Here is a 26,410-nt window from a genome sequence, read left to right as displayed (position 1 = left end):
GATCGCGACGCCGACGCCGCAACCGAGAATGCGGCCGACGCGCCGGCGCGTCCCAGCAAAGCCGCCGGCGAGCCGCAACCACGGCGCGGTCTGCGCCTCTCGCTGCTCACCCGCTGGACCGCGTTAGTCGGTACACTGCTCACCGTCGGCATCCTGATCGCGCTGGAACTGACCCGCATCTTCCCCGACAATTCCAGCCTGGTGCTGGCGATCTGCCTGCTGTGCGTCCTGCCCATCTCCATCATCACCATCCGCGCGGAGCTGGAGCGCATGCTGTCGCTATTCCGCGCGCTGACCGGCACCGTCACCAGCTACCAGGACGGCGACTTCTCCTTCAGCCTGCACTGGCCGCAAAACGATGAGCTGAGCGATCTGGTGGCGGCCCACAACGCGCTCGGCGAAGTGCTGCGCAAACAACGCCTTGACCTGGTCCAGCGCGAACTGCTGCTGGACACCATGGTGCAGAACACGCCGGTCGCCATGCTGCTGGTCAGCGACGCCGGCCCTATCGTCTACGCCAACATCGCCGCGCGCCAGCTGCTGAACCAGGGCCGCCGGCTGGAAGGCCACCAGCTCGAAGATATCCTGGCCCACGCCTCGCCGGCACTGCTGGAAGCACTCGCACGCGGCGGCGATGGCCTGTTCACCACCAAGGCCACTGGCGCCAATACCGACATCGACGAAGAAGACGTCTACCACCTGGCCCGCCGCAGCTTCAAACTGAATGGCCGCAAGCACGAACTGCTGCTGCTGCGCCAACTGACGATGGAGCTGCGCCGCCAGGAAGTCCAGACGTGGAAAAAAGTCATCCGCGTCATCAGCCACGAACTGAATAACTCGCTGGCGCCACTGACCTCGCTGGCGCACTCCGGCGCGGAGCTGGTGCGGCGCGGCCAGACCGAACGCCTGCCGCAAATCCTGGGCACCATCGAAGAGCGCACGCGCCACTTGGAAAACTTCATCCTCGGCTATGCGCGCTTCGCCAAGCTGCCGACGCCACGGCTGGAAACCCAGCACTGGCAAGGCTTCCTGACACAGCTGAGTGAGCAGGTGATCTTCAAGCAGATCGGCGAAGCGCCGGCCGAACCGTGCGCCTTCGATCCCGCCCAGCTGGAACAAGCCTTACTGAACCTGCTGAAGAACGCCCACGAATCGGGCTCGCCGGCCGATGAAGTAGGCCTGGAAGTGCGCCGCCTGCACGACGCCGTCCGCATCGATGTGCTGGACCGTGGCCCCGGCATGAGCGACGCGGTGCTGACCAACGCGCTGGTGCCGTTCTACTCCACCAAACGCAGCGGCACCGGCCTCGGTCTGGCGCTGGCGCGCGAGATCGCCGAAGCCCACGGCGGCCGCATCACCCTCACCAACCGCGAAGGCGGCGGCCTGACGGTCACCATCATTTTGCCGCTGGCCTGATAAACTAGCGGGATGTCCAAGTCTTCATCCCCCTCCCCGCGCTTCGACCAGCCCGGCCACCCGCCCGCCACCGTCACCGAATTCCAGGGCGTGCGCAGCCTGCATCTTGGCACCTCCTGGGTCCAGGGCGCCATGCGCATCGCCAAGCCAGACAACATCGAACTGGAATACATCCAGATGATGATGATGTGGTTACTCTTCAACGAGAACCCGCAGCACATCGTGCAACTGGGTCTGGGCAGCGCCGCGCTGACCAAGTTCTGCTACCGCCGCCTGCCGCAGGCGCGCGTGACCGCCATCGAACTCAATCCCAACGTCATCGCCATGTGCCAGGCGCAGTTTGCCCTGCCGTCCAACGACGAACGGCTGGACGTGCGCGAAATGAACGCCATGGATTTTGTGCTCGATCCGGCCAACCGCAACACCGTCGACATCCTGCAAGTGGACCTGTACGACGAAGAAGCGCGCGGCCCGGTGCTCGACTCGCCGGAGTTCTACCAGGGCTGCGCCGACGTGCTGCGCGACGGCGGCATCATGACCACCAACGTCTTCGGCGACGACTTCTCCAACTACGACAAGAACCTGCAAACGATGGAAATGGTGTTCGACGCCGTGGTGTGGCTGCCGGAAGTGCACGATGCGAACATCGTCGTCATCGCCTTCAAGAATGCGCCATCGCTGGATTTCAGCGTGCTGTATGAGCGCGCCGGCGAAATCAAGAAAACCCTCAACCTGCCGGCCAAGTCATGGGTCAACGGCCTGAAAGAGTGGATGCGCGACCAGCAATAGGCAGCGCCGTTTTCCGTCTATCGATATGCAAGCGCATCATACCGATGCGCGCGCGCCACACTTTTGCACCTGCATTGCGCAGACACGTGCCGGGTCGCCGGCCAGCTTACGATACATTACGTTACAGTGCACGAAGTATGTGCAAATGTGCATAATTCGCAACATTGTGGTGCGTGCCGCGTTGTCGTTTCCCGACTCCTCCCATTAGTATTTTTCCAACGGCCTTACCCCCGCGGGCCGTCTTCAAAAAATACCACGAGAGAGAACAATGACAAGAGCTCCGCAATTCAAACGCACCATGCTTGCTAGCGCTATCCTGCTGCTGGCGGCACAAACCGCCACCGCGCAAACGTCTACCGACAGCGGCGCCAAGGCAGACGAACAAACCGTGGTGGTACTGGGCTCGCGCTCCGTGGCCAAAACGGCGCTGGACACCTCGTCGCCGGTTGGCCTGATCGGCCTCAAAGACCTGCAAACGGCCGGCCCGCTGGAACTGGGCAAGCTGCTGCAAACGCTGGACCCGTCGTTCAACTTCTCCAGCACCTTCATCAGCGACGGCACGGACTCGATCCGCCCGGCCACCCTGCGTTCGCTGGGACCGGACCAGGTGCTGGTGCTGATCAACGGCAAACGCCGCCACCAGCAGGCGCTGGTCAACGTGCAGCAGACCATTGGCCGAGGCTCGGCCGGTACCGACATCAACGCCATTCCGCTCGGCGCCATCCACCACATCGAAGTGCTACGCGATGGCGCGGCGGCCCAATACGGCTCAGATGCGATTGCAGGCGTGATCAACATCGTCCTCAAATCCAACACCGGCGAGACGTCGCTCAGCGGCCAGCTGGGCACCACGTCCGAAGGTGACGGCGACCTGTATTCGGCCAGCGCCAACCGCGGCTTCGCACTGGGCGAAAACGGCGGCTACATCAACCTGACACTGGAAGGCCGCAAGCGCGGCGAAACCAACCGCGCCGGACCCGATTCATTGCGCGTCAATCCTCCGCGCGTGACGCAGCACATCGGCGACAGCAACACCAAGGACGGCTACTTGTGGTGGAACGGCGCGCTGCCGATCGACAAGGAGAGCGAGATCTACGCCTTCGGCGGCGTCTCCAAGCGCAAGAGCGATTCGTATGGCTTCTTCCGTTCCGCCGGCGACGACCGCACCGTACCGGCCGTATATCCAAACGGCTTCCTGCCGGCGATCAGCACCGACATCAAGGACGCCTCGTTCGCTTTTGGCTACCGCCACGACCTGCCGCGCGACTGGAAGGCCGACATCAGCATCAACTACGGCCAGAGCGAACTGGCGTTCCACGAGTCCAACAGCTTGAACGTCTCCTACTGGTACGAGCCGAAACCGGGCGGCGGCATCTACGCCGACTCGCCGCGCGAAGCCGATACCGGCACGCTGAAGTTCTCGCAGCTGACCTTCAACGCCGACGTCAAAGGCCCGGTCACACTGGGGAACACCGTCGTCTCGCTGGCCACCGGCTTCGAGTACCGCCAGGACAACTACCAGATCATCGCCGGCGACCCGGTCTCCTACCAGTACGGCCGCACCAACAATCCGGCCATCGCCATCACCACGCCAAGCGGCGCCACCGCTGCCGCCGGCATCCAGGGCTTCCCTGGCTACACGCCGGGAACGGCGGTGGATTCGGGCCGTCACAACATCGCCCTGTTCCTCGACGCCGAGACCAAGCCGGTCGACACGCTGACGCTGGGCGGCGCGGTGCGCTACGAAAAATACTCGGACTTCGGCAGCACCGTCACCGGCAAGCTGAGTGGCCGCTTCGACCCGACCAAGGAAGTGGGCTTCCGCGCCAGCCTGTCCACTGGCTTCCGCGCACCGAGCGTGCAGCAGGAGTTCTACAGCTCCGTCTCCACCAACCTGAATAACGGCGTACTGACCGAAACCCTGACCGCGCGCCAGGGCAGCACCGTGACCCAGGCCTTCGGCATCAAGCCACTGAAAGAGGAAACCTCCACCAACGGCAGCATGGGCGTGGTGCTGCGTCCAGTAAAAAACTTCTCGCTGACGGCCGACGTATACGAGATCAAGATCAAGGACCGCATCGTGTTCTCCAGCGAGATCGCACCGGAAGCCGGCGGCGGTCCGATCGCCAACATCCTCAAGCCGCTGGGCGTAGGCCAGGCGCAGTTCTTCACCAATGCAGTGGACACCCGTACCCGTGGCCTCGACGTGGTTGCCGAGAACACCACCAAGTTTGATGCGTCCACGCTGGTGCTGTCCGGCCAACTGGGCTTCAACAAGACGGAGGTGACCAAGCGCCATTCCACTTCCACGGTGCTGAGCGGCGAGAAGCTGTTCGACCAGTCGCAAGTCACGCTGATCGAACATGGCCAGCCGCGCAAACACCATGTGGTGGCGGCCGACTACACCATCGGCCCCTGGAACCTGAACACCCGCGCCAACTACTATGGTCCGGTGGAAGCGTCCAACTTCAGCCCTCTGCAGAAATGGGATGCACGCTGGCTGGTGGATGCGACGGTGCGTTATGGCTTCAGCAAGCGCACCTTCCTCAGCGCAGGCGTCAACAACGCCTTCAACCAGCTGCCTAACCTGTGGGCCAACGGCGGCGACTTCCCGAAACTGGGCTTCACCCGCTGCTGGGAAACCTGCCCTATCGGCGTGAACGGCCGCTCGTTCTACGTGCGGGCGGATACGGCGTTTTAAACGTCTTGGAGCAGTTGGCGGCATACGCCGCAAGGTGCACCAGCGCCGCCAACTGCTTCACCAATCCTTCCATCTGCTCGGCCGGCACTTGTGCGTAGCCGAGCATCAGTCCCTTCCAGCCCGAGTCACCCTGCGTGTCATGCGCGCTCAGCGCGTTGACGGCAATGCCGCGCTCCAGCGCCTGCGCCACAATGGCTTCGTCATCGACGGCAGCATCGTTGAAGCGCAATGACAGATGCATGCCGGCCGTGCCGCCGTGCACCGTCGCCACCGATCCCAGATGCTGTCGCAGCGCCGCCACCAGCGCATCACGCCGCTGCCGGTAAAGCCGCCGCATGCGCCGCAGGTGTAGCGCAAACTGGCCGCTACGCAGGAACTCGGCCAGCGCCAGCTGCTCGGCAACGCGCCCGCGCGCCGACGACTGTTCGCGCATCTGCAAAAACGCATCGGCTAGCGACGCCGGCACCACCACAAAACCGATGCGCAGCGACGGGAACATGGTCTTGCTGAAGGTACCGAGATAGACCACCGGCGCATCCGCCGCAAGACCCTGCATGGCGTGCAGCGGCGCGCCATCATGCCGGAACTCGCTGTCGTAATCGTCCTCAATGATCAGGGCGCCCGCCGCGCGCGCTGACTCGATCAACGCCAGCCGCCGGCGCAAGCTTAATACACTGCCCACCGGATACTGGTGCGACGGCGTGGTGTAGATCAGGCGCGGTGGCCGCAGCAGCCAGTCCTCCGCCATGGGCGACATGCCATCGTCATCGACATCAATGCCGGACACCGCGAGGCCGGCGCCACGCGCAGCGGCCAGTGCGCCGCCGTAGCCGGGATTCTCGATCCACATCGTGTCGCCGATGTCGGCCAGCGCGTGCATGCAAATATCCAGGCTGCTCTGCGTGCCGTCCGTAATGAACACTTGCGCGGCTTCGCACACCACGCCGCGCGAGGCGCGCAGGTGATCGGCAATCGCCTCCCGCAGCTGCGGTTCTCCGGCCGCCTCACCATAGTTCAGCTGCTCCACGGTTATCCTACGCAGTGCGCGTTCCATCATGCGCCGCCAAAGCGCCATCGGGAACTGCTCCAGCGCCGGCACGCCGGGCACAAAGGCGCCCATGCGGTCCACCGGTCCCGGCACCGCGCGCAGATTCCGCACGCGCTGCGACAAGCCGGCATGCTGCACAGCGGCCGCGCGTCTGGTCGGCTTGCGTTCGGCCGCCAGCGCAGCGACTACCGTGCCGCGCCGGTCCGTCACCACAAAGCCTTCGCTAGCCAGCTGCTCATACGCGTACAGCACCGTATTGCGCGCCACGCCCAATTCCTCTGCCAGCGCGCGCGAGGCGGCCAGCCGCGCGCCGGCAGCCAGCGTCCCGTTGCGAATCGCCGAACGCAGACATTCGTGCAGCATGCGCTGACGCGGCCAGCCGTGATCGCGATGCTGTTCCGTGTAGTCGTTGATCAACAAGGCAAGATCCATCCGTGGCTCCATCAAAATAGTCATGCATGGCTCTACTGATGGAGCCAGGGTTTCATTATATTGGTATTTTTATGAGGAGAATCATGAACGAAGCACCGACCGACCGCACCCGCATCCGCCGCATTGCCACCAACGGCCACTACGACGCCGCCACGCTGCACGCCATCATTGACGACGCCTACCTTTGCCACATCGCCTTCGGCGATGCCAAAGGCGCGCATTGCATCCCCACGGCCTGCTGGCGCGAAGGCGACTACTTGTACATCCACGGTTCCAACGGCAGCCGCATGCTGAAGCGCCTGATGGACGGCGAATGCTGCGTGACCATCACGCATCTGGACGGTCTGGTGCTGGCGCGATCGGCGTTCAATCATTCGATGAACTACCGCTCCGCCATGATCTACGGACGCTTTGAAGTGGTTAAGGCAGACGGCGCGCGGCATGCGATGGAAGCCTTCATGGAAAAGCTGGTGCCAGGCCGGCAGGCAGAAATCCGTCCCGGCTCTGACAAGGAATACGCCGCCACCACCGTCATGCGCATCCCGCTGACAGAAGCGGCCTGCAAAATCCGCAGCGGCCTGCCGGGCGACGATGAAGAAGACCTGAGCTGGCCGGCATGGGCCGGCGTTCTGCCCTTCTCCCGCACCCATCAGGCACCGATCACCGATCCCGCCTGCACACTCCCGGCGCCGGAATACGTGCGGCGCTGGCAGCAGGGCTGACGTCAGTCCAGCATCGGCGTCAGGTCCGGATCGCTCTTGCTCATGGCATGGCGATACGCAGGTCGCGCGCCGATGCGCTGCAAATACGCCCGAATGTGCGGATACGGCGCCAGGTCAAACGGCTGGAACAGACGCATGGTTGTGAGTGAGAAAACCGTCATGATGTCTGCTGCGGAGAACTCGCTGCCGGCAAGGTATGCTGCTTCTCCCAGCCGCTCTTCCATCAGCAGCAGCACACGATCCATGCGTGCCTGCACGGCAGCCAACGCCGGATGGTCGGCAGGCAGACCGGTACGCCGCATGAACAGCACCCTGCCGATCGCTGGTTGCAGGTTCCCGTTCGCGAAGTGGAACCAGTAAAGAAAGTCCGCATAGTGCGGGTGCTCCAGCCCAGGCTTGAGTCGCCCGCCGCCATGCTTGACGATGATGTACTCGACGATGGCGGCCGATTCCGCCAGCATCAAGCCGCCTTCCTCGATCACCGGCGCGGCGCCGAGCGGATGCAGCGCCTTCAGCTCCGGAGGCGACAGCATCGTCACCGGATCGCGCGTGTAATGTTGAATCTCATACGGCACCTCCAGTTCTTCGCAGAGCCAGACGACGCGTTCGGATTGGGCATGGCCGAGGTGATGGATTTTGATCATGGCAGCTGCTTTCATAATGTGCGCTCGTGGCCCCGCACCGCCGTCGGCGCAAAGCCGAAACGCTGGCGAAACCGTACAGCAAAGCGCGATGGAGATTCATAGCCCACGGAGAGCGCGATGTGGGAGACGGGCTGCGTGGTGGCCTGCAGCAGCGTGAGTGCCGTCGCCATGCGGGTGTCCACTAACAGTTCTGTCAGCGAGTTGCCTTCGGCGGCAAGGCGGCGACGCAGCGTGGCCTGCGACACGGCCAGCTCAATGGCCACGCGACCGGCACTCCAGTCCTGTTGTGGACGGGCGCCGATCAGCGCGCGCACCTTGCATGAGATGTTGGCGGCAGCCGGCGGCGCGGACAACGCAACACCTGCCTCCAGTAGCCAGTGCATCACCTCCAGCAGCCGCTGACGCGCTACTGCTGCGGGCAGGCTGTGTACCAATGCCTGGGTGGCGCGACCGAATGCATCGGTTAGTCCATCTGCAACCTTCGTCACCGCGCGTGCCGAAACGGCTTTACCGACAGCCTCGCCGCGATAAAACGGATCATCCAGCAGCACTGGATCGAACACCAGCCAGCGCGCCTCGTAATGGTCGCCCTCGTGCACAGCGTTGGTGAAGTCAACGGTCTGGCCACCGCCAAGAACCAGCGCCTCACCTGGACGCGCACGCACGCTGAGTCCCTGCGAGGTACGCACCGTCTTGACGCCCCGGTCGACCAGGACCAGCGCCGGCTGCTGCACGTGAACGCGCAGTATCTCCAGCTCGCGTCCCTGTAGCACATGCGCGGCAGCGCCCACGCCCGGTATGGCGTGGATGTAGCGGTCTGCATTGGAAGGAGCTTGCATATGAGCGTCCGTTAGTGGGAACACACATAGTGTAGCCGCCGCGTGGCGCCGCGTCTGTGCCGTATCAGTCGGATTCGGTGCCGATCCGCTCAAACGTTATTGAAGCTCCAGCGATGCGATCAGCTCCGCAAGATGTGCGCGGTCAGGGCCTTGGATTGCCTTCAGCGGAAGCGGCAGGCAGGGTGACTTCACCAGTCCGAGTAACTCGGCAGCGGCGGCCATCACGCGCAGGCTTCCCCCCTGCCTCGCGACTAAATCCCACAATGGACACAGGCGCTCCAGCAGCTGACTGGCCTCCTGCGCATCACCACGTTGCGCCGCGCGCGTGATCTCCAGCAGCGCGCGCGGAAACAGGCCGCCCCAGGCCGAGTACCAGACCTCGCAGCCAGCATTCAAGCCGATGGCGCCAAACCAGTCGCCGCTGACGCCGATCGACACATGCGCGGGAATCAATGCACGCAGACGATCGACACGCGCCTTGGCCTCCTGCGGGTCAAGAGGCATGCCGGGGATTTTGATAGAACGGACATTCGGCAGTTGCGCGATGCGACCATGGAGTTCATCGCTGAACTGGAAATTGGTGGTGCCGGGATTATCGTAGACGCACAGGGGAATCGACAGATTGCGCGTTACTGCTTCGAAGTGGCTATACACCTCTTCGGCGGAGAGCTTGTTGTACGACACAGGCGCCAACAGGACCGCGCTGGCGCCGGCTTTTTGCGCGTCTTCCGCCAGCAGCAATACATCGCGCGTGCGCAGCGCGCCGACGCCGATCATGACCGGCACAGTACCCGCGCTTTCCACCGCAATGTGCGCAACCCGCGCGCGCTCTTCGCGCGAGAGGTACGCATAGCTGCCCGAAGAACCAAGCGCACCGATGGAATCGACGCCGGCGTCAGCCAGGCGACGGACCAGACCTGCGTAGGCGACGGTATCGATACCGTCTTCGTTCATGGGCGTTAGTGGGAATGCACTGAGTCCGGTAAACATGGCGACAACTCCGTCGTGGCTGGGGTGCCGGATATCATAACCTATCGCCAGCGCCGCCGATGTGCCGCTGCTCACGCCACCAAAGAGCAAGCAGCACTAGCGCAAACAGCACGCCAGCCGCCCGCGCACCTGGCCAGCTAGCGCCATCCGCGACGCCAGCGACAGCCGAGACTTGGCCTGCGTCGACGGCCGTCGCGGTGGCCAAAGCCATGGCGTTGGCAGCGCCGCTCCGCGTAGTTGCAGTGGCAGTGGCCGTCGTGGCGGCGGTGTCTTCGCCGGTGGGTGTTGGCGCGGAGCGGGCGGCGTACTGCATGGTTGCGTCGCGGCGCAGCGCCTTCTGCCACGCGGGCCAATCGCCGGAGGCGTAGACGTATTCCACGCCCTGCTCCGTCATGCCCGCCGCGCTGAATTTCACCCAGCCAGCCTTCTGCGGCCAAAACGCCGCACACACAGCATCCGCCTTGTCCACGCGCGCAGCCAGCGCCATCGCCGCATAGCCTTCGGCCGTCAGCACCGTCCCGGTCTTCACACCTTGCGCACACACCTCACTACGCAATCCCGGCACTGGCAGAGGATCGTTCATCTGCCAAACCGCTTTTTGCGCGTCATCCAACGCAATCAAATCCATTGCCGATTGCCACCACAGCGCCAACGCCTGCGGCGCACTAATCGCATACTTATGCCAGTCTGCCACGCCTACCCACACCACGCGTCCCTGACCAACACCACGCTGCCACAACCACGGCTGCTTGCGAGCATCCCGCGCCAGAACAGACCACGGCGCCGCGACACTCTCCGAAGGATTCAATTGCGCCGGCGGCAGCGATAGCACACCAAACTGCCGCACGTCCTCTTTCTCCGTCGTTGGCGACTGCGGACGCAGCGACAAGCCAAACTCCCGCTGCCACATGCCCGCATCCGAAGCATTCCCGCCCAGGACCACCAGCGGCACGCCCTTACCGGCCTGCGCCAGCAAAGCCGCACGCGCCGCAGCGCTCAAATGTTCAACATACGCCGCATCGATAAACACCGCATTGGCTGCCACCAGAGGCACGCGCGCAGTCTCGCTGCGCGTGATCGACTTGCCCAGAGTGACATTCCAATCCAATACCGCACCGCCATCGGACAGCAACTGATTCAATGCCCGCGCATCAAACGACGGCGCATCGAAACGGCCCTGAATCTGCAACGGCACGGCATCCTTCACCTGCAATGGAATCGGTCCCTGCGCAATTGTCTTGCCGTTCTTGTCGAGCAGGCGGGCTTGCAGCACCATGACCTCCGCCACCGGCGGCAACCACTGCACGGACAGCTGCGGCTCCGCCGCCAGACCGGAATCCGCCAGTACCTGCTTGTTCTCAGCCAGTAGCTGCAAGCGCCACTGCGCCGGCGCCGATGAACGCCGCACAGTCAGCGTAAAGATACGGCCCAGCGACATCGAACGCGGAAAATCTAGCCATAACAACTCCGCCGCCGCCGGCTTCCATTGCAGCGGACGCGCTGGCAAATCGCGCCACTCTGCCTCGCGCACGCCATCGCCACTCAGCACAATGCCGGATGCAGCCGGGATCGCAGACAGATCGGACGCGCTGATGCGTCCAGCCTCCGTGCTGACGGCCAACGGTGCCGCAGCGCCTGCAGGCAAGCGCACATCCGCAATCGCCACCGCCAGCGCGATGCCGGCCACGCCAGCCAACGCTGCGTCGATCCAGCGGCGCGTGCGGCCATACAGCACGGCGCTGATCAAGCCAGCAGCCAGCGCTACCAAGGGCGGCGCAATATTCGCCAAGTCGGTAGAAATAATCATTTAACCTGCTCCTTGCCACTCCACGCCTGACGGAAGGACGTATCCGCCGAAGGGCGTGCTTGCAGCAGTACCGGCGCATCGGTCAGCGTACCGCGCAACCATGCGCGCAACTCGGCACGGCATGGAACACACCCATCCTGTACATCCTGCACGGCGCGCTGCGCGCTCAACTTCTGTTCCTGATCGGTGATGCGAGAGGTAATCGCCTCACGCGCGGCCTTGGTCCACAGCGCGGGCAACGTGCCATCCCGCGACAACGCTTGCACCAGATCGCGCACTTCGGCCGGCACGGTGTCGCTGGCCTCACCTTGTGCGCGCTTGTAGCTCATGGCGCCGACGATGTCGCCAGTCATGCGCTTCTCTTCCTTCAATGCGGGCGGCACAAAGGCGGTGCGGTGCAGGTAGACGCGTTCTGCGGCCTGCAATTCCTTGATGGCGTCCAGCGCCTTATACTCCGGCGGAAGCGCGGTCTTGGGCGAGACGGCGCGCAGCGACTTCTCCGCGTCCCACATCGCGGACAGTGCTCGTTTAAGGACCGCTTTGGTCTGTGGGTCGAAGATAGTGGCGTTGTCCTCGACGTCGTGCGCGTGGCCGAATTCCTTCATGACGCTGATTTCGCTGCCGACTTTTTCCTGGCCGTGATGTTCGTGCTCATGTTCCTCGTCGCCGAACAGGCTGGATTCTTCGCCGAGGAATTGGCCGTAGCGCAGGCGCAGCGCGGCCTGGTCGGCGGCGATGCCTTCGCTGCGCGAGCGTTGCGTGGCGGCGGACATGCCGGGATTGGCTTTCAGGTCGGCGACCAGTTGTTCGGTGTCGATGATGATCTGGCGCTGGCTGCGCAAGTTTTCCGGTTTGCTCATGGATGGCAACGCGGTGGAGTCCAGGCTTTCGGCTTCCGGTCCTGGCAGGCGCAGCGTGTAGGTTGGCGATTGTGCGGTATGCGGGTTCTCCAGCGCGTTGTCGGTGGCGCGGACGAAGAAGTAGAGTTCATCGCCCGGCTCCATGCCGAGTTCCGCCAGCGTCCATTGTTTTTTCCAGCTGCGCGATTTGGGATCGCTGGATTGCGGCAGCGGGACTTCCTTGTCGCTGAAGCGGATGTTTTCGCCGCTGCCTCGCGCGAGGGTCATGTGCAGGCTGGCGCGGACGATGGCGTAGTCGTCGCGGGCGCTGATGGAGATTTGTACCGACTTGGCGTCTTTTTGCAGTAGGTGGATCAGTTGTGTCGGTTCGATGATGGTGACTTGCGGTGCCTGGTCCGGCGTGACGCGGATGTTGTAGCGGGTGGTAGATGTTCCCCGCACGCGCCAGAACAGCGAGTCTTCAACGCGGAGTTTTGCGCAGTCTTTGCCGATGGCGAGGGTGTGGCCATCGCCTAGTTCGACGGCGGGTTCGGCGCCGGCGGCATTGCGAACACACCATCGGACGTCGGTGTATTGCGGGATCTGGATGTCGCGCGCACCTGTCTCGAAAGGCTTGACGCCGGTGTAGGCTGGCGGTGTGACGCTGAGGTATACCTCGCCGTCAATGATTGGTTTATTGGCGTGGATGGCCGCTGCTGGCTTTGTTTGCGTTGGTGCTGTCTGGCCTTGCCATGCGATGGCTACTCCAGTGGCGAGGACGGCAAGCAGCAGCGGCCAGATAGAGAAGCGCGCCTGGCTGCGGGCAATGCGCTGGTAGTCGGCGTCTGTGAGCACGCTGGCGAGGCGGGCTTGCAGGCGTTGTTGCTGGAGTTTGGCGATAGGCGATTTTGCGTCGCTTGTCAGGAGTTCGCTGCTGTCTTCCAGTGAGGGGACGGCAGCGTTGAGCCAAGATTGCCATTGCGCGGCGATGCGTTGCTTCCAGCGGTAGCCGTCGGCGATGGCACAAATTCCCCAGAGGGTGATGGCTGCTGCCATGGCGATGCGGGTGGTGGACAGCATCCAGCTGGCCAATAGCATTGGCAAGAGTGCGGCCAGCCATTGCGGGCTGCGGCGACGCAAGATGGCGGTCCAGAGGCGGCGGCGCAGGTAGTCAGTTTCGCCGTGCATGCGTGAGGGTCCGTTCGAGGATGAAAAGCGCCAGCAGGGCCAAAGCGAGCCAGTAGGCTGACTTGGCGTTGGTGATGGCGGGCAGCGCGCTGCGGGCGGCGCTAAAGGTTTGGGATGGCGTGGCGTAGGCTGGCGCCGGTGCGGCGGACAGCAGCTGCCAGGCTTCGTACAGCGCGCGAGCAGTGTCTGCATCGCGTGGTGGGAATGCGTCCGACGTCCACAGACGGCCGCGCGGTGAATCGACGTAGCGCAGCTGGATACCGTTAATCGTCAGCTTGGTCGCGGATGCTAACTCGGTGAAGCCGGCGGCGGCAGCGGGAGCGATCCACCAGTGCGGGCCGCGCCAGTTAGCGGCCGGTGAGGTCGCTGGCGTGTCCCACACAATCAGCGTCGTTCCAGCGTCTGGTTCGGCGGTGAATTGGTGGCGCGTGGCTGCGTTGCCGGCGACGTCGAAGGCGGCGAACAGTGATTGCCATGCTGGCAAGCGAGCGGCTGGTGCGGTCAGCACAATGTGGTGCGTCGTTGCGGTCTGCGGCGAAGCAGGTGCCCCAGGCGGCGTCACACGTGCGGCGGGCGTGGACGGCGCGACCGGGATGACCGGCGCGTTGGCGGTGCGCAGTTCTAGCTGGTGGCTGAATTGCGGCACGCGGGCCGGCATGGCGATTTGATCGGCGCGTGCGACGATAAGCAGTCGTGCTGTCGGACGCCAATTGCGCTCATTGGCGCGCAACCATGCCAGCGGATTTGGCGGCAGGTCGATACGCGCGGAGGTGTTGAAGCCTGCTGCGGCGATTTGCTGTTCGGCCCAGGTCTTGTCTGCGCCGGCATCAATCATCACCGTGTCGCCGCGCCACGGGAATATGGTGGCAGCCAGCCACGCGATCAATGTCACCAACAGCAGGCAGCGCACCAGCAACAACAACTTGTCGCGCCACTGCCAGACACGCAACTGTTCCGGCGCCGCCGGTGGCAGGAAGCGCGCAGTAGCCAGCGGCTCGGCTTTCAGTCGCTGGCGCTTCTGGCGATGCCACCAAACCGGCAACAGCAGTAGCGGCAACGCCAGCCACCACCAAGGATAAGAACTCAAGATCATCTGGCCCGCGCTCCCGCCAGCTGCAACCAGCTGCGCAAGACGCCACTCAATGGCTGTTCGATGCGCGCCTCGTAGTGGACGATGTTATGTTGACGACAGCTTGCCGCCACGCTGCCGAAATGCGCGCGGCTTTGCTGCTTGTAGTGTTCGCGGTCGGCGTTGCTCATGCGGTGCAGGCCATCGTCGCGCTCCGGATCGCGGTAGCCGGCGCCGGATTTGAAACTGGCGTCCACCTCCGCCTGCGTGCGCAGCGTGAGCAGGCGCACGTCGTGGCGCATATTCCGCAAACGGAGCAAGGCCTCGCTGAGCGGCGACGGCCAGTCGAGGAAATCGCTGGCGGCGAAGATCATGCCCGGCGCGCGCGCGAAGTGCAGGCTGGCGCGCAGCGTTTCGGCTGATGGCAGCTCGCCCTGCGGCGTCGCCTTGTTCAGCGCAGCCAGCACGCGCTGGAGCTGGCGCGGCCCACGCGCAGCCGGCATGTAGTCAACCTTGCCCCCGCTGCACACCACCAGCCCGAAAGCGTCACCCTGGCGCTGCGCAATAGCGGCCACACAGGCCAGCACGGTGCGTGCAAACCACAGCTTGTCGATACCATTTATCTCGCGGCTCGGCTCCGCCATCGATGCCGTGGCATCGAGCCAGAGCCAGACTGCGACATGGCTGTCGCGCTCCGCCTCGCGGACGAAATAGCGGTCGGCGCGCGCCAGCAGCTTCCAGTCCACCCGGCGCCATTCGTCGCCGGGGGCGTAGGCGCGATATTCGGAGAACTCGACACCGGCGCCGCGCTCGCGGCCAATATGGATGCCATGGCCCAGCCCCGCCAGCACGTGGCGGATCACCAGATCCAGATCCCTGGTCTGGGCCAGCATGGCGGTCATTGCGCCAGCGGGCTGCGTTGCGGTCGATTGCATCGGCAGCTTAGTCCGGGCGAATATGTTCGCGCAGCGCTTGCAGGATCTCGGCGATTGCCACCCCATCCGCCTCCGCCTCGAAGTTGCGCAGCACGCGGTGCGCCAGCACCGGCAGCAGCATCTCGGCGATGTCCTCACGTGTGACGGCCAGGCGGCCCTGCATCAGCGCGCGCGCCTTGGAGGCCAGTACCAGCGCCTGGCCGGCGCGCGGTCCGGCGCCCCAGGCGATATGCTTCTTCACCGCCGGCACCGTGGTCAGCGCCGGCCGCGTCGCTCGCACCAGCCGCGTGGCATACGCCAACAGGTGCTCGCCGATCTCGATATCACGCACCAGTTGCTGAAGGCGCAGCAGCGTGGAGACATCCATCACCGGCTCGGCGTCTTTCAGGCCTGCCTGCGTGGTGGCCGATACCATCGCGATTTCCTCGGCCTCGGTCGGATACACGACATCGATGCGCAGCAGGAAGCGGTCCAGCTGCGCCTCCGGCAGCGGATACGTGCCGGCCTGCTCGATCGGATTCTGCGTCGCCAGCACAAAGAACGGCTTGGGCAGCTTGTGCGTCTGCCCGGCGAAGGTGACGGAGCGCTCCTGCATCGCTTCCAGCAAAGCAGATTGCGTCTTAGGCGGCGCGCGGTTGATTTCATCCGCCAGCAGCACTTGCGTGAACACGGGACCTTGCTGGAAGCGGAACTCGCGCTTGCGCGTCGCATGGTCTTCTTCCAGGATCTCGGTGCCGACGATATCCGACGGCATCAGGTCCGGCGTGAACTGCACGCGATGGAAGTCCAGCTCCGTCGCCTGCGACAGCGACTTGACCAGCAGCGTCTTGCCCAGTCCCGGCACACCCTCCACCAGCGCATGGCCGCCCGCCAGCAGGCAGATGATCAGCGAATCGATCACGTTTTCCTGGCCGATGATCACGCGCGCCATGCTGGCCTTGAGCGCCTTCACCTTGGCGGTCAGCGCGCCGATTTCATTTTCGCTCCAGGCGATTGCACCATCAGCCATAATAACTACGCTCCCAACGCATATTGAATGATATTGACCGCAAAGCGGGTATTGTCGACCGCGAGAAAGCGCTTGTTGCGGAAGTCGTAATCCCACTCGCAGCCGTAGTCCTTGTTGCTGTACAAAAGCCGCACGCGGCCGCCGACTTCAACCGCTTTCAGATAGTCGTGAACAAGATCGTCGCCCCAGCCGTTCAGCTCCACGCCGGTGTTCGGCGGACCGTCTTCAAACTTGAAGAAGCTCGAATAGATCGCATGATTGTTGGGGATCTTGTGCAGCGCCTTCGGCCCGAAGATGCGGCCGATTTCAGCCTCAAACGATTTCGCAAACAGCCCGTCGATATCGTGGTTGCAGTCGTCCACGAAGAGAAAGCCGCCGCCCTTGATGTAGCGTTCCAGGTTCTTGCGCTCGGCCGCCGTAAACTGCACCAGCTTGTGCCCGGCGAAATAGCAAAACGGCGCCTCCAGCATCTTCGGATCGGACAGCGCTACGATGCGCTCAACGGGATCGACCCGCAAGGTGGTGTACTCCACCAGCGAGTTAAGCACGTTGCTGGGCATGCGGACATCCACATCCCAGTCGCCCGACTCGTAAGTCAGGCGGGTGAAATAAAAATCGTACGAGGCCACAGCCGTCCTTACACCGCGTCCGACAGGGACGTGAAGTTAAAGTCGCGCACCTTCATCGGCGGAATCAGCATCTGATAGCGTACCTCGTCGCCGCCGATGACCACCGGCTTGCCCAGTTCATCGATATTGTTCAGCATCGACACCGGGCTTTCATTAAAGCGGAAGTTCTTCACCGGATGCTTGATCTTGCCGTTCTCGATGTAGAACGTGCCGTCGCGCGTCAAGCCGGTCAGCAGCAAGGACTGCGGATCGACCATGCGGATATACCAGGTGCGCGTGACCAGTATCCCCTTTTTTGTCGACGCAATCAGCTCCTCGGTCGACTTGCCGCCGCCAGCCATGATCATGTTGCCATGACGGCCGGTGGCACGCTGTCCCTGTTTCTCGGCCCAGTAGCGCGTATAGTCCAGCGAGGCGATCTTGCCGCCCTTGACCACGTCCGCGCGCTCGCGCGCCAGCATCGCCTGGCCATCCCATGGCAGCACCGGCACGTCTGGGTTCCAAGGATCGGCCCAGATATTGACCTGCTCATCGAACAGCTTCTCACCCAGGCGATTGCCGCCGCCCTTCTTCGACAGGAAGCTGCGGCCTTCGTCCGCCTGGCGCGCATCGAAGGCGCCGAACATGCGGCCGATGATTTCCGACGTCGCCGCCGGCTCCAGAATCACCGTGTAGCGGCCCGGCTCCAGCGCTTTCGCGTCGACCGATTTCAACGCTTTCTCGATGGCGATCTCGGACGCTTCGCGGGCGTCGAACTTGCGCGCGTCGTTGGCGGAACGCGTCACCCAGCCGGAGCCACGACCATCTTCGGTGCGCGTGGTGACGGTAAAGCCCAGATTACTCAAGGTCTGGTAGCCGAACACGCCGTTGGAGTTGGCCACTGTTTCAAAACCGGTGGTGTCGCTGAAAAAGCCTGCCGCCACCAGTCCCTGCTTGCGCGCCGAATTGATGCTGAGCGCCGCCACTTCGGCGCGGTACTCGGGATCGATGGCCGCCGTGGCCTCGCTAAAGGTAACGGACGATTTGTAATCCTGCTTCTTCACCGCCGGCTGGAACTCCGGATTTTCCGGCGCCAGGCGCGCCACGTCTTCGGCGCGGCGGATTACCTTTTCCAGCGACTTGTCGTCAAACTCGTTGATCGAGGCCGTGCCCTGGCGCTTGCCGAAGGCGACGCTCACCGTCAGCTGCGTGTTCTCCGCCAGGCCTGCCGTCGATACCGCATTGCGCGCATAGCGGATGTTACCGTTGCGCGAGCCGCTGATCTGCACCCGGCACTCGTCCGCCTTGGACAGTGACATCAGCTTGTCGCAAACGCGTTTCGCTTCTTCCTGATTCAGCATCTTCATCTGTTATCCAATCTTGCGAGCGGTGTTGATTACGTTGATGCCGTTGAAGCGCGTCGTCGGCGAACCATGCGACACGGCGCTCACCTGGCTAGGCTGGCCTTTGCCATCGAAGAACGAGCCGCCCATGCGCCAGTCGCGTTCATCGCACAGCGCGGTGCAGGCGTTCCAAAATTCCTGGGTGTTCGACTGATAGGCCACGTCCTCCAGCTGGTTGACGATTTTGCCGTTCTTGATTTCGAAGTACAGCTGGCCGCCAAACTGGAAGTTGTAGCGTTGCTGGTCGATCGAGTACGAACCGCGACCCAGGATATAAATGCCCTTCTTGACGTCCTTGACCATTTCGTCGGGCGTCAGCTGCTTCTTGCCCGCTTCCAGCGACACGTTGGGCATGCGCTGGAACTGCACGCTGCTCCAGCTATCGGCATACGAGCAGCCCTGCGATTCCTTCTCGCCGATGATGGCGGCCTGGTCGCGCGTGGCCTGGTAGTTGACCAGAATGCCGTTGCGGATCAAATCCCAGCGTTTGGAGGCGACGCCTTCATCGTCGTAACCGACCAGGCCCAGTGAACCCGGCGTGGTCTTGTCGGCGACGATGTTGACCAGCTCCGAGCCATACTTGAAGTTCTTCGACTTCCACTTGTCCAGCGTAGCGAAGCTGGTGCCTGCGTAATTGGCCTCGTAGCCCAGCACGCGATCCAGTTCGGTGGCATGGCCGACCGATTCGTGAATGGTCAGGAACAGGTGTTCCGGCGACAGCACCAAATCGTACTTGCCCGGATCGACCGTCTTCGCAGTCAGCTTTTCGCGTGCCTGGCGGCCCGCCGCGCGCGCATCTTCAATCAGATCGTAAGCACCCTTGTACAGCGTGGTGACGCCACCTGCAGCCTTGACGCGGTTCTCCGCTTTGCAGTCGAAGAATTCAAAGCCCATGCTGGCCGGCGAAGACAGGCCGTCGCGCGTGCGGAACTTGCCGCTGGTTTTATCGACGGCGGTGGCGGTAAACGGCGACCACAGACGATGGATGTCCTGGTCGATATACGAGCCGTCGGTGGATGCAAAATACTTCTGCTGATTCACCTGGAACAGATTGGCCGCCATGAAGCTGGCGCCGGCATCCAGCCCGGCCTTGTTCGCGGCCAGCAGCATGTCCGCCTTGTCCTTGATCGGCACCGCGCGCCAGTCCTTCTTGAACGGCGTAGCCCACGCCACTTCACCCACGCCCTTAACCGGCGCCAGCACCACCGGCTCGGTTTGCAGCTTGGCGTTGGCCTTGGCGATGGCGACCGCCTGGCGCGCCGCGTCGGCCACCGAGTCCAGTGTCATCACGTTGGTCGAGCAAAAGCCATAAGCGCCGCCGGCGATCACGCGCACGCCAACGCCGGACGATTCGGTGTTGACGATATTTTCCACGTTCAGGTCACGCGTGGTGATGAACTGGTTCAGATAGCGGCCGATGCGCACGTCGCAGTACGAGGCACCGGCCTTGGTCGCGGCGTTCATTGCGGCGTCGGCCAGCGACTTCTTGAACTGCACAGCCATGGGGTTGAGCAGCTCTTCGGCTGCAATCGCGTTACCGAAGACCGGCACCAGCAGGCTGCCGCCAGCGACGGCGCCTACTTTCAGGAATGAACGTCGCTCCATGATTACACCGCGTCCGACAAAGAGGTGAAGTTGAAGTCACGGACCTTCATCGCCGGAATCAGCAACTGATACTGCCACTCATCGCCCGAGAGAATCTCCGGTTTGCCGATTTCATCGATGTTGTTCAACATCGACACTGGGCTTTCATTGAAGCGGAAGTTCTTGATCGGATGCTTGATCTTGCCGTTCTCGATGTAGAACGTGCCGTCGCGCGTCAGGCCGGTCAGCAGCACCGACTGCGGGTCCACCATGCGGATATACCAGGTACGCGTAACCAGGATGCCCTTCTTGGTATTGGCGATCAGCTCTTCGGTCGACTTGTTGGTGCCGGCCATGATGATATTGCCCGGCGTGCCGATGGCGCGCTTGCCCTGCTTCTTGGCCCAATACTGCGAGTAATCCAGGTTGGCGATGCGGCCGTTCTTGATGATGTCCTGGCGTTCGCGCGCCAGCATGCTGCCGGTATCCCACGGCAGCACGGCGACATCCTTGTCCCACGGATCGGCCCACACATTGACCTGCTCATCGAACAGCTTCTCGCCCATGCGATTGCCGCCGCCCTTTTTCGACAGAAAGCTGCGGCCTTCGTCGGCCGAACGCGCATCGAAGGAATTGAACATATACGCCAGCACGTCGGAAGTGGCGGCCGGCTCCAGGATCACCGTGTAGCGGCCCGGCTCCAGCGCCTTGGCATCCACCGAACGCAACGCCTTTTCAATGGCGACATCCGATGCAGCGCGCGCATCGAACTTGCTGGCATCGCCCACGCTGCGCTTGACCCAGCCGGAACCGCGGCCGTCTTCGGTGCGCACCGTCAGCGTGAAGTCCAGGCCCGTGTCGGTCTGGTAGCCGAACACGCCGTTGGAGTTGGCGATGGAAGTGAACTGCGCGCCGTCGGTGAAGAAGCCCGCCGCCACCAGCTTGTTCTTGCGCGAATTCTCGATACTGTAAGCCGCCACCTGCGCGCGGAACTCAGGATCGATGTCGGCGGTCTTCTGGAAGAAGGTCTGCGACGCCTTGTACTCTTGCTTGGTCGGCGTCGGCATGAACTCCGGATTTTCCGGCGCCAGGCGCGCCAGGTCTTCCGCGCGGCGCACGGCTTTTTCCAGCGACTTGTCGTCGAACTCATTGACGGAAGCCGTGCCCTGTTTTTTGCCGAAGGCGACGGACACCACCAGCTGCGTGTCCTCAATCAGGCCCGCGGTGGAAACGGCGTTGCGCGCATAGCGGATATTGCCCTTGCGGCTGCCGTTGATGGTGATCTCGCACTGATCGGCCTTGGTCAGCGCCAGCAGTTTGTCGCTGATACGCTTGGTCTCTTCTTGACTCAGGAATTTCATCTTGTCTCTCTCCAGGACTTAGCCGATCTTGCGGGCGGTGTTGATCACGTTAATGCCGTTGAAGCGCGTCGTCGCCGCGCCGTGCGACACGATGGACACTTGCGGTGGCTGGCCCTTGCCGTCGAAGAAGGAGCCGCCCATGCGCCAATCGCGCTCGTCGCAGATGCCCACGCAGGCGTTCCAGAACTCCTGGGTGTTGGACTGGTAGGCCACGTCTTCCAGCTGCTGGCCGATCTTGCCGTTCTTGATTTCGTAGAACAGCTGGCCGCCAAACTGGAAATTGTAGCGCTGCTGGTCGATCGAGAACGAGCCATCGCCGACGATGTAGATGCCCTTCTTGACGTCCTTGATCATGTCGTCCGGCGTCTGCTTCCTGGCGCCGGCCTTGAGCGACACGTTCGGCATGCGCTGGAACTGCACATTGGCCCAGTTGTCCGCATACGAGCAGCCGTGCGATTCCTTCTCGCCGATGATGTGGGCCTGGTCGCGCGTGGCCTGGTAGTTGACCAGGATGCCGTCCTTGATGATGTCCCAGTTCTTGCACTTGACGCCTTCGTCGTCGTAACCGACCGCGCCGAGCGAACCTGGTGTAGTCTTGTCGGCGACGATGTTGACCAGGTCCGAACCGTACTTGAATTTCTTAGACTGCCATTTGTCCAGCGTGGCGAAGCTGGTGCCTGCGTAATTGGCCTCGTAGCCCAGCACGCGATCCAGCTCGGTCGGGTGGCCGACGGATTCGTGAATGGTCAGCCACAGGTGTTCCGGCGACAGCACCAGATCGTATTTGCCCGGCTCCACCGACTTGGCTTTCAGCTTGGCCTTGGCCTGCTTGCCGGCCAGGCGCGCGTCTTCGATGATGTCGTAGGACTTGGTGTACAGCGTGGTCACGCCGCCGGCCGCCTGCAGCTTGTGCTCGGGCCGCGCGTCCAGGTATTCGTAACCCATGCCGACCGGCGCCGACAGGCCCTGGCGCGAACGGAACTTGTTCTCTTTCTGGTCGACGGCGGTGGCGAAGAACGGCACCCACAAACGGTGCACGTCCTGGTCGATGTAGGAGCCGTCGGTCGATGCGAAGTACTTCTGCTGGTTCACCTGGAACAGCAAGGACTGCATGAAGCTGGCGCCGCCGTCCATGCCGGCCTTGTTGGCGGCGATCAGCAGCTCGGCCTTTTCCTTGATCGGCACCGTGCGCCAATCCTTGGTGATCGGGGTGGCCCACGCCACTTCGCCCACGCCTTTTACCGGCGCCAGGATCAGCGGTTCGGTTTGCAGCTTGGCATTGGCCTTGGCGATGGCGACCGCCTGGCGCGCGGCGGCTGCCACGCCGTCCGGCGTCATGTCGTTGGTGGCGGCAAAGCCATAGGCGCCGCCGGAGATTACGCGCACGCCGACGCCGGCCGACTCGGTGTTGGTGACGTTTTCCACATTCAGGTCACGGGTGGTAATGAACTGATTCAGGTAGCGGCCCACGCGCACGTCGCAGTAGGAAGCGCCGGCCTGGGTGGCGGCCGTCATCGCGGTATCGGCCAGGGCTTTTTTGAACTTCACATCCACTTGCGTCAGCAGTTCTTCGGCAGCGATGGCGCGGCCAAAGCTGGGCAACAGCATCGTGCCCAGCGCCAGACTACTGATATTGAGGAAAGCACGTCGTTCCATAGTATCTCCAACATTGTTGTGGGCCAGCCGCCCATTTGGCAAAATATCCGTCGCCTGTTCTAGTGATTTGCCAATATTAGCGGCGGATTAAGAACACGGATTGCAAAATGTATGCCATCGACAAGTGTTGTGCAAGTGTCTGTTTTATTTGTGTGGCATCCATGACGAAGTGTCCGGCATGTGTCCGCCGAGTGTCCGCGACTGTCCGCGCACCGGGGCGGTGCGGACGCGCCTTTTCGCTTGACCTGTTTGAGTGCTTGGCCGATGATCGCGCTCACCACCACACATCAGGAGACTGTGCATGAAACGATTTATCCTGGCGGCTATCGCCACCATGACGCTGGTCGGCGCCAACAGCGCCGCACTGGCCGACGACGCACTGAAGGCCGCCATCGCCGCCCCAACGCGCACGCCGGACAACGTCAAGCGCGATGTCTATCGCCATCCGTACGAGACGCTGAGCTTCTTCGGCATCAAGCCGACCATGACGGTGGTGGAACTGGCGCCGGGCGGCGGCTGGTACACCGAGATCCTGGCGCCGTACCTGCGCGATCACGGAAAACTGATCACCGGCGGCAATGACCTGGCCTCGCCCAACGAAGGTGAACGTCGTGGCGCAGAGCGCTTCATGGCGCGCCTGAACGCCAAGCCGGAGGCATACAACAAGGTGGCGATTGGCGTGTTCTCGCCGGGCCGCAAATACGAGCTGGCGGCGCCGAACAGCGTGGACATGGTGCTGACCTTCCGTAATATCCATAACTGGATCGAGCTGGGTCCGGACAAGATGAAGGATTTGTTCGGCAACCTGTACACGGTGCTGAAACCGGGCGGTGTGCTGGGTGTGGAAGAGCATCGCCTGCCGGCGTCGAAAACGCAGGATGCGACGGCCAGCAGCGGTTATATGCACGAGCAGTATGTGATCAAGCTGGCGGAAGCGGCGGGCTTCAAGCTGGCCGGCCGTTCGGAAGTCAACGCCAACCCGAAGGACACCGCCGACCACAAAGGCGGCGTGTGGGCGCTGCCGCCGACCTATGCCAACAAGGACGAGGACCGCGCCAAGTATCAGGCCATCGGCGAGAGCGACCGCATGACGCTTAAATTCGTCAAGCCTTAAGCGGCACTATCCGGGGCAACCACCTCGAACCAGCCGGGCGTCGCATTGATGACGCCCCATAGTTTGCCAGGGATGCTGGTGCGCGCCACATCGTCAGCGGAGATGGTCGTGCGAACATCAGCATCCCGTCCGGCGCGGGCATGCGACACCCACTCCGGATCGATAACCAAACCCTGTCCCACAGCGACCAGCGCCAGGCCCATATCGAGCGCGCTGGCAGCTTGTGCGGGCGTCTTGACGCGGCCCGCCGCCATCAGCGGCACGCGGCCGTCTATGTGAGCACGCAATATGCTGACGATCGTCCCACGATGCTCGCCGGTCGACGGCTGCTGGTCTAACGCACTGCCAAGCGAGGCATGGATATAGCTTGCGCCGGCGTCAATCAGGCGCGTGATCAACTGTAGCGAATCATCCAGCGTCAGGCCGCCTTGGACCTCCTCTTCCACCGAAATGCGATAGCCGAGTGCAAACGGCCGGTCTGCATGTTCGGCGATGGTGCGCCGGACGGCTGCCACAATCGCCAGCGGAAACCGCATGCGATTTTCCAGCGAGCCACCCCACTCATCGGTGCGGCGATTCGAACGCGGCGAGAAGAAATTCTGGATCAGGAATCCGTGCGCACCATGCAATTCGACGCCATCAAAGCCAGCCATGATGGCGCGCCGCGTGGCATCGGCGAATGCCTCTACGATATCCGGTATTTCTTCGCCATCTAGCGCTCTTGGCATGATGGCCGATGCGAACGGACCGCCGTCACCAGCAACAGCACTGGCAGCCACCACGTCGGTGACCAGCGCCGGCAAAGTCTTGACGCCGGCGTGGAAGATTTGCAGGATAGCCGGTGCGCCGCCACTTTTGGCGGCACGCGCCAGTTTGCGCAGGCTCGGAATGTAGCGGTCGTCGTGCGCGGCAAATTCGCCAGTAAAACCGACACCATTTTCCTGGACGTGCGTGCAGCCAATGATCACCAGGCCAACGTCCTGCGCCCGGCGGCGATAGTAGGCCTCCTCCTCATCGGAGACCGTGCCATCGTCGTTGCCGGCCCAGGTGGTCATCGGCGCCATCACGATGCGGTTGCGCACAACCAGACCTGGGAGGAGCGTCATCGGCTCAAATAATGTACTGTATTTCACGGAGCTTCACTTTCATTAAGGGCTGGTGGGAGCAAATCAAATCGTGTAGTCGATCTGGCTCATGTGTGCTTCACCCATGCGGTCGCCGAAGACCGGGTATTTACCCAGCATGGTGTCGATCGCCTGGACATCGGCGGCGGTCAGCTGCACGCGCCGGGCGCCGAGGTTTTCCAGCAGATGCGCCTCGCTGCGCGTGCCGGGAATCGGTACGATGTTCGGAGCTTTGGCCAACAGCCAGGCCAGCGCCACCTGGGATGGCGTAGCGCCTTTTTGTGCCGCGTAACCCTTGAGCCATTCAATGAGTGGCAAGTTGAGTTTCAAGAATTCTTTTGAAAAGCGCGGGAACCCGGCGCGGAAGTCGGTCTTGGGATCGAACTGCGTGCCGGCGTCGATCTTCCCGGTCAGGAACCCGGCACCAACCGGCGACCACGGCACGAAACCGATGCCCAGTTCCTTGCAGGTATCCAGCACGCCGTTCAATTCGACGTTGCGCGTCCACAGCGAATACTCCGACTGCACGGCGGATACTGCTTGCACCGCGTGCGCGCGGCGGATGGTTGTGGCGCTGGCTTCGGACAGGCCAAAGTGCAGCACCTTGCCCTGCCGGATCAGCTCCTTGAGGGCGCCTGCCACTTCTTCAATGGGCAGCGCCGGATCGACACGGTGCTGGTAATACAGATCGATGCGGTCGGTACGCAGGCGCTTGAGCGATTCCTCAACCACTTTCCGGATATGCGCCGGACGGCTGTTAAGCGCAATCGTACCGTCGATCGCGAAGCCAAACTTGGTTGCGATCTGCACCTTGTCGCGGAAGGGCGCCAGCGCTTCGCCAACGAATTCTTCGCTGAGATACGGTCCATAGACCTCCGCCGTATCAAAGAAGGTGACGCCATTCTCATAGGCGGTGCGGATCGTCTTGATAGCCTGCTCCTTGGGCACCGGCGCGTTGTAATTCCCCGCAAACGTCATGCAGCCGGCGCCGATCTCGGACACCTTCATGGTGCCCAAAGTACGTTGTTTCATTTCTTGTCCTCGCAATGATTGAGTGGTGTGATTGCCTGGTGCCCGCGCCGCGCCAAGCGTGGGCGCAACGGCCGCAGACGCTCCCAGCACGGCTGCGTGC

Annotated in this window: 21 protein-coding genes; 5 read left to right on the top strand and 16 right to left on the bottom strand. The window is 62.9% G+C overall.

The annotated features are described in order from the left end of the window. Positions 1 to 90: 90 nt before the first annotated feature. The 3 genes from HH213_RS13055 (at position 91) to HH213_RS13045 (ending at position 4,906) form a co-directional block, all read left to right on the top strand. On the top strand, positions 91 to 1,416 hold the full coding sequence (locus tag HH213_RS13055; protein ID WP_217363526.1) for a sensor histidine kinase: 1,326 nt from the start codon (positions 91 to 93) through the stop codon (positions 1,414 to 1,416). A gap of 12 nt (positions 1,417 to 1,428) precedes the next feature. Continuing rightward, complete coding sequence (locus tag HH213_RS13050; protein ID WP_110846362.1) at positions 1,429 to 2,205, top strand: spermine/spermidine synthase domain-containing protein; 777 nt, start codon at positions 1,429 to 1,431, stop codon at positions 2,203 to 2,205. Between the two features lie 298 nt (positions 2,206 to 2,503). Continuing rightward, positions 2,504 to 4,906 (top strand): TonB-dependent receptor plug domain-containing protein, encoded by a 2,403-nt coding sequence (locus HH213_RS13045; protein ID WP_229263420.1) that lies wholly within the window; start codon positions 2,504 to 2,506, stop codon positions 4,904 to 4,906. Here the strand turns inward: HH213_RS13045 and pdxR are convergent. Continuing rightward, positions 4,854 to 6,386, bottom strand: a complete 1,533-nt coding sequence (gene pdxR / locus HH213_RS13040) for a MocR-like pyridoxine biosynthesis transcription factor PdxR (protein ID WP_169112515.1) — start codon at positions 6,384 to 6,386, stop codon at positions 4,854 to 4,856. The genes HH213_RS13045 and pdxR overlap by 53 nt on opposite strands. 83 nt (positions 6,387 to 6,469) lie before the next feature. Between pdxR and HH213_RS13035 the strand changes: the two genes are divergently transcribed. Continuing rightward, a complete protein-coding gene (locus tag HH213_RS13035; RefSeq protein ID WP_169112514.1) occupies positions 6,470 to 7,108 on the top strand; it encodes a pyridoxamine 5'-phosphate oxidase family protein in 639 nt (212 codons plus the stop codon). Between the two features lie 2 nt (positions 7,109 to 7,110). Here HH213_RS13035 and HH213_RS13030 read toward each other — a convergent pair whose 3' ends face one another. From HH213_RS13030 to HH213_RS12970, 13 genes are all read right to left on the bottom strand, one after another. Then, the gene (locus HH213_RS13030) at positions 7,111 to 7,752 is read right to left on the bottom strand and encodes a glutathione S-transferase family protein (RefSeq protein ID WP_169112513.1); all 642 of its coding nucleotides are present in this window, start codon (positions 7,750 to 7,752) and stop codon (positions 7,111 to 7,113) included. A gap of 11 nt (positions 7,753 to 7,763) precedes the next feature. Then, complete coding sequence (locus HH213_RS13025; RefSeq protein WP_169112512.1) at positions 7,764 to 8,591, bottom strand: helix-turn-helix transcriptional regulator; 828 nt, start codon at positions 8,589 to 8,591, stop codon at positions 7,764 to 7,766. 96 nt (positions 8,592 to 8,687) lie between these two features. Then, positions 8,688 to 9,581: a dihydrodipicolinate synthase family protein gene (locus HH213_RS13020; protein ID WP_169112511.1), complete on the bottom strand. Its 894-nt coding sequence runs from the start codon at positions 9,579 to 9,581 to the stop codon at positions 8,688 to 8,690. Between the two features lie 34 nt (positions 9,582 to 9,615). Beyond that, the gene (locus HH213_RS13015; RefSeq protein WP_174864411.1) at positions 9,616 to 11,388 is read right to left on the bottom strand and encodes a hypothetical protein; all 1,773 of its coding nucleotides are present in this window, start codon (positions 11,386 to 11,388) and stop codon (positions 9,616 to 9,618) included. After that, a complete protein-coding gene (locus HH213_RS13010) occupies positions 11,385 to 13,415 on the bottom strand; it encodes a DUF4175 family protein (RefSeq protein WP_169112510.1) in 2,031 nt (676 codons plus the stop codon). The genes HH213_RS13015 and HH213_RS13010 overlap by 4 nt, the downstream gene beginning before the upstream one ends. Next, positions 13,399 to 14,508, bottom strand: coding sequence for a BatA domain-containing protein (locus HH213_RS13005; RefSeq protein WP_229263419.1), 1,110 nt, complete (start codon positions 14,506 to 14,508; stop codon positions 13,399 to 13,401). The genes HH213_RS13010 and HH213_RS13005 overlap by 17 nt, the downstream gene beginning before the upstream one ends. Continuing rightward, positions 14,505 to 15,419, bottom strand: coding sequence for a DUF58 domain-containing protein (locus HH213_RS13000; RefSeq protein WP_169112509.1), 915 nt, complete (start codon positions 15,417 to 15,419; stop codon positions 14,505 to 14,507). Before HH213_RS13000 ends, HH213_RS13005 begins: the two co-directional genes overlap by 4 nt. A 7-nt stretch (positions 15,420 to 15,426) precedes the next feature. Further along, on the bottom strand, positions 15,427 to 16,428 hold the full coding sequence (locus tag HH213_RS12995; protein ID WP_169112508.1) for an AAA family ATPase: 1,002 nt from the start codon (positions 16,426 to 16,428) through the stop codon (positions 15,427 to 15,429). 5 nt (positions 16,429 to 16,433) lie between these two features. Beyond that, positions 16,434 to 17,057 carry a DUF4159 domain-containing protein gene (locus HH213_RS12990; RefSeq protein ID WP_169112507.1) on the bottom strand — a complete coding sequence of 208 codons (624 nt, stop codon included), beginning with the start codon at positions 17,055 to 17,057 and terminating at the stop codon, positions 16,434 to 16,436. A gap of 8 nt (positions 17,058 to 17,065) precedes the next feature. Continuing rightward, positions 17,066 to 18,403 (bottom strand): TldD/PmbA family protein, encoded by a 1,338-nt coding sequence (locus HH213_RS12985; RefSeq protein ID WP_169112506.1) that lies wholly within the window; start codon positions 18,401 to 18,403, stop codon positions 17,066 to 17,068. Between the two features lie 3 nt (positions 18,404 to 18,406). Continuing rightward, on the bottom strand, positions 18,407 to 20,044 hold the full coding sequence (locus HH213_RS12980) for a TldD/PmbA family protein (RefSeq protein WP_110846350.1): 1,638 nt from the start codon (positions 20,042 to 20,044) through the stop codon (positions 18,407 to 18,409). A gap of 2 nt (positions 20,045 to 20,046) precedes the next feature. Further along, the gene (locus tag HH213_RS12975; protein WP_169112505.1) at positions 20,047 to 21,384 is read right to left on the bottom strand and encodes a TldD/PmbA family protein; all 1,338 of its coding nucleotides are present in this window, start codon (positions 21,382 to 21,384) and stop codon (positions 20,047 to 20,049) included. An 18-nt stretch (positions 21,385 to 21,402) separates the two neighbouring features. Next, the gene (locus HH213_RS12970; protein ID WP_169112504.1) at positions 21,403 to 23,040 is read right to left on the bottom strand and encodes a TldD/PmbA family protein; all 1,638 of its coding nucleotides are present in this window, start codon (positions 23,038 to 23,040) and stop codon (positions 21,403 to 21,405) included. Between the two features lie 301 nt (positions 23,041 to 23,341). Between HH213_RS12970 and HH213_RS12965 the strand changes: the two genes are divergently transcribed. Further along, positions 23,342 to 24,154 carry a class I SAM-dependent methyltransferase gene (locus tag HH213_RS12965; protein WP_169112503.1) on the top strand — a complete coding sequence of 271 codons (813 nt, stop codon included), beginning with the start codon at positions 23,342 to 23,344 and terminating at the stop codon, positions 24,152 to 24,154. Here HH213_RS12965 and HH213_RS12960 read toward each other — a convergent pair. Both HH213_RS12960 and HH213_RS12955 read right to left on the bottom strand, forming a co-directional pair. After that, complete coding sequence (locus HH213_RS12960; protein WP_229263418.1) at positions 24,151 to 25,287, bottom strand: NADH-dependent flavin oxidoreductase; 1,137 nt, start codon at positions 25,285 to 25,287, stop codon at positions 24,151 to 24,153. The two genes, HH213_RS12965 and HH213_RS12960, sit on opposite strands and share 4 nt — an antisense overlap. 36 nt (positions 25,288 to 25,323) lie before the next feature. Next, on the bottom strand, positions 25,324 to 26,310 hold the full coding sequence (locus tag HH213_RS12955) for an aldo/keto reductase (RefSeq protein ID WP_169112502.1): 987 nt from the start codon (positions 26,308 to 26,310) through the stop codon (positions 25,324 to 25,326). Positions 26,311 to 26,410: the final 100 nt, after the last annotated feature.

Source organism: Duganella dendranthematis, assembly GCF_012849375.1.
Classification (GTDB): domain Bacteria; phylum Pseudomonadota; class Gammaproteobacteria; order Burkholderiales; family Burkholderiaceae_D; genus Rugamonas; species Rugamonas dendranthematis.
This window is presented reverse-complemented; position numbering and strand designations above follow the sequence as displayed.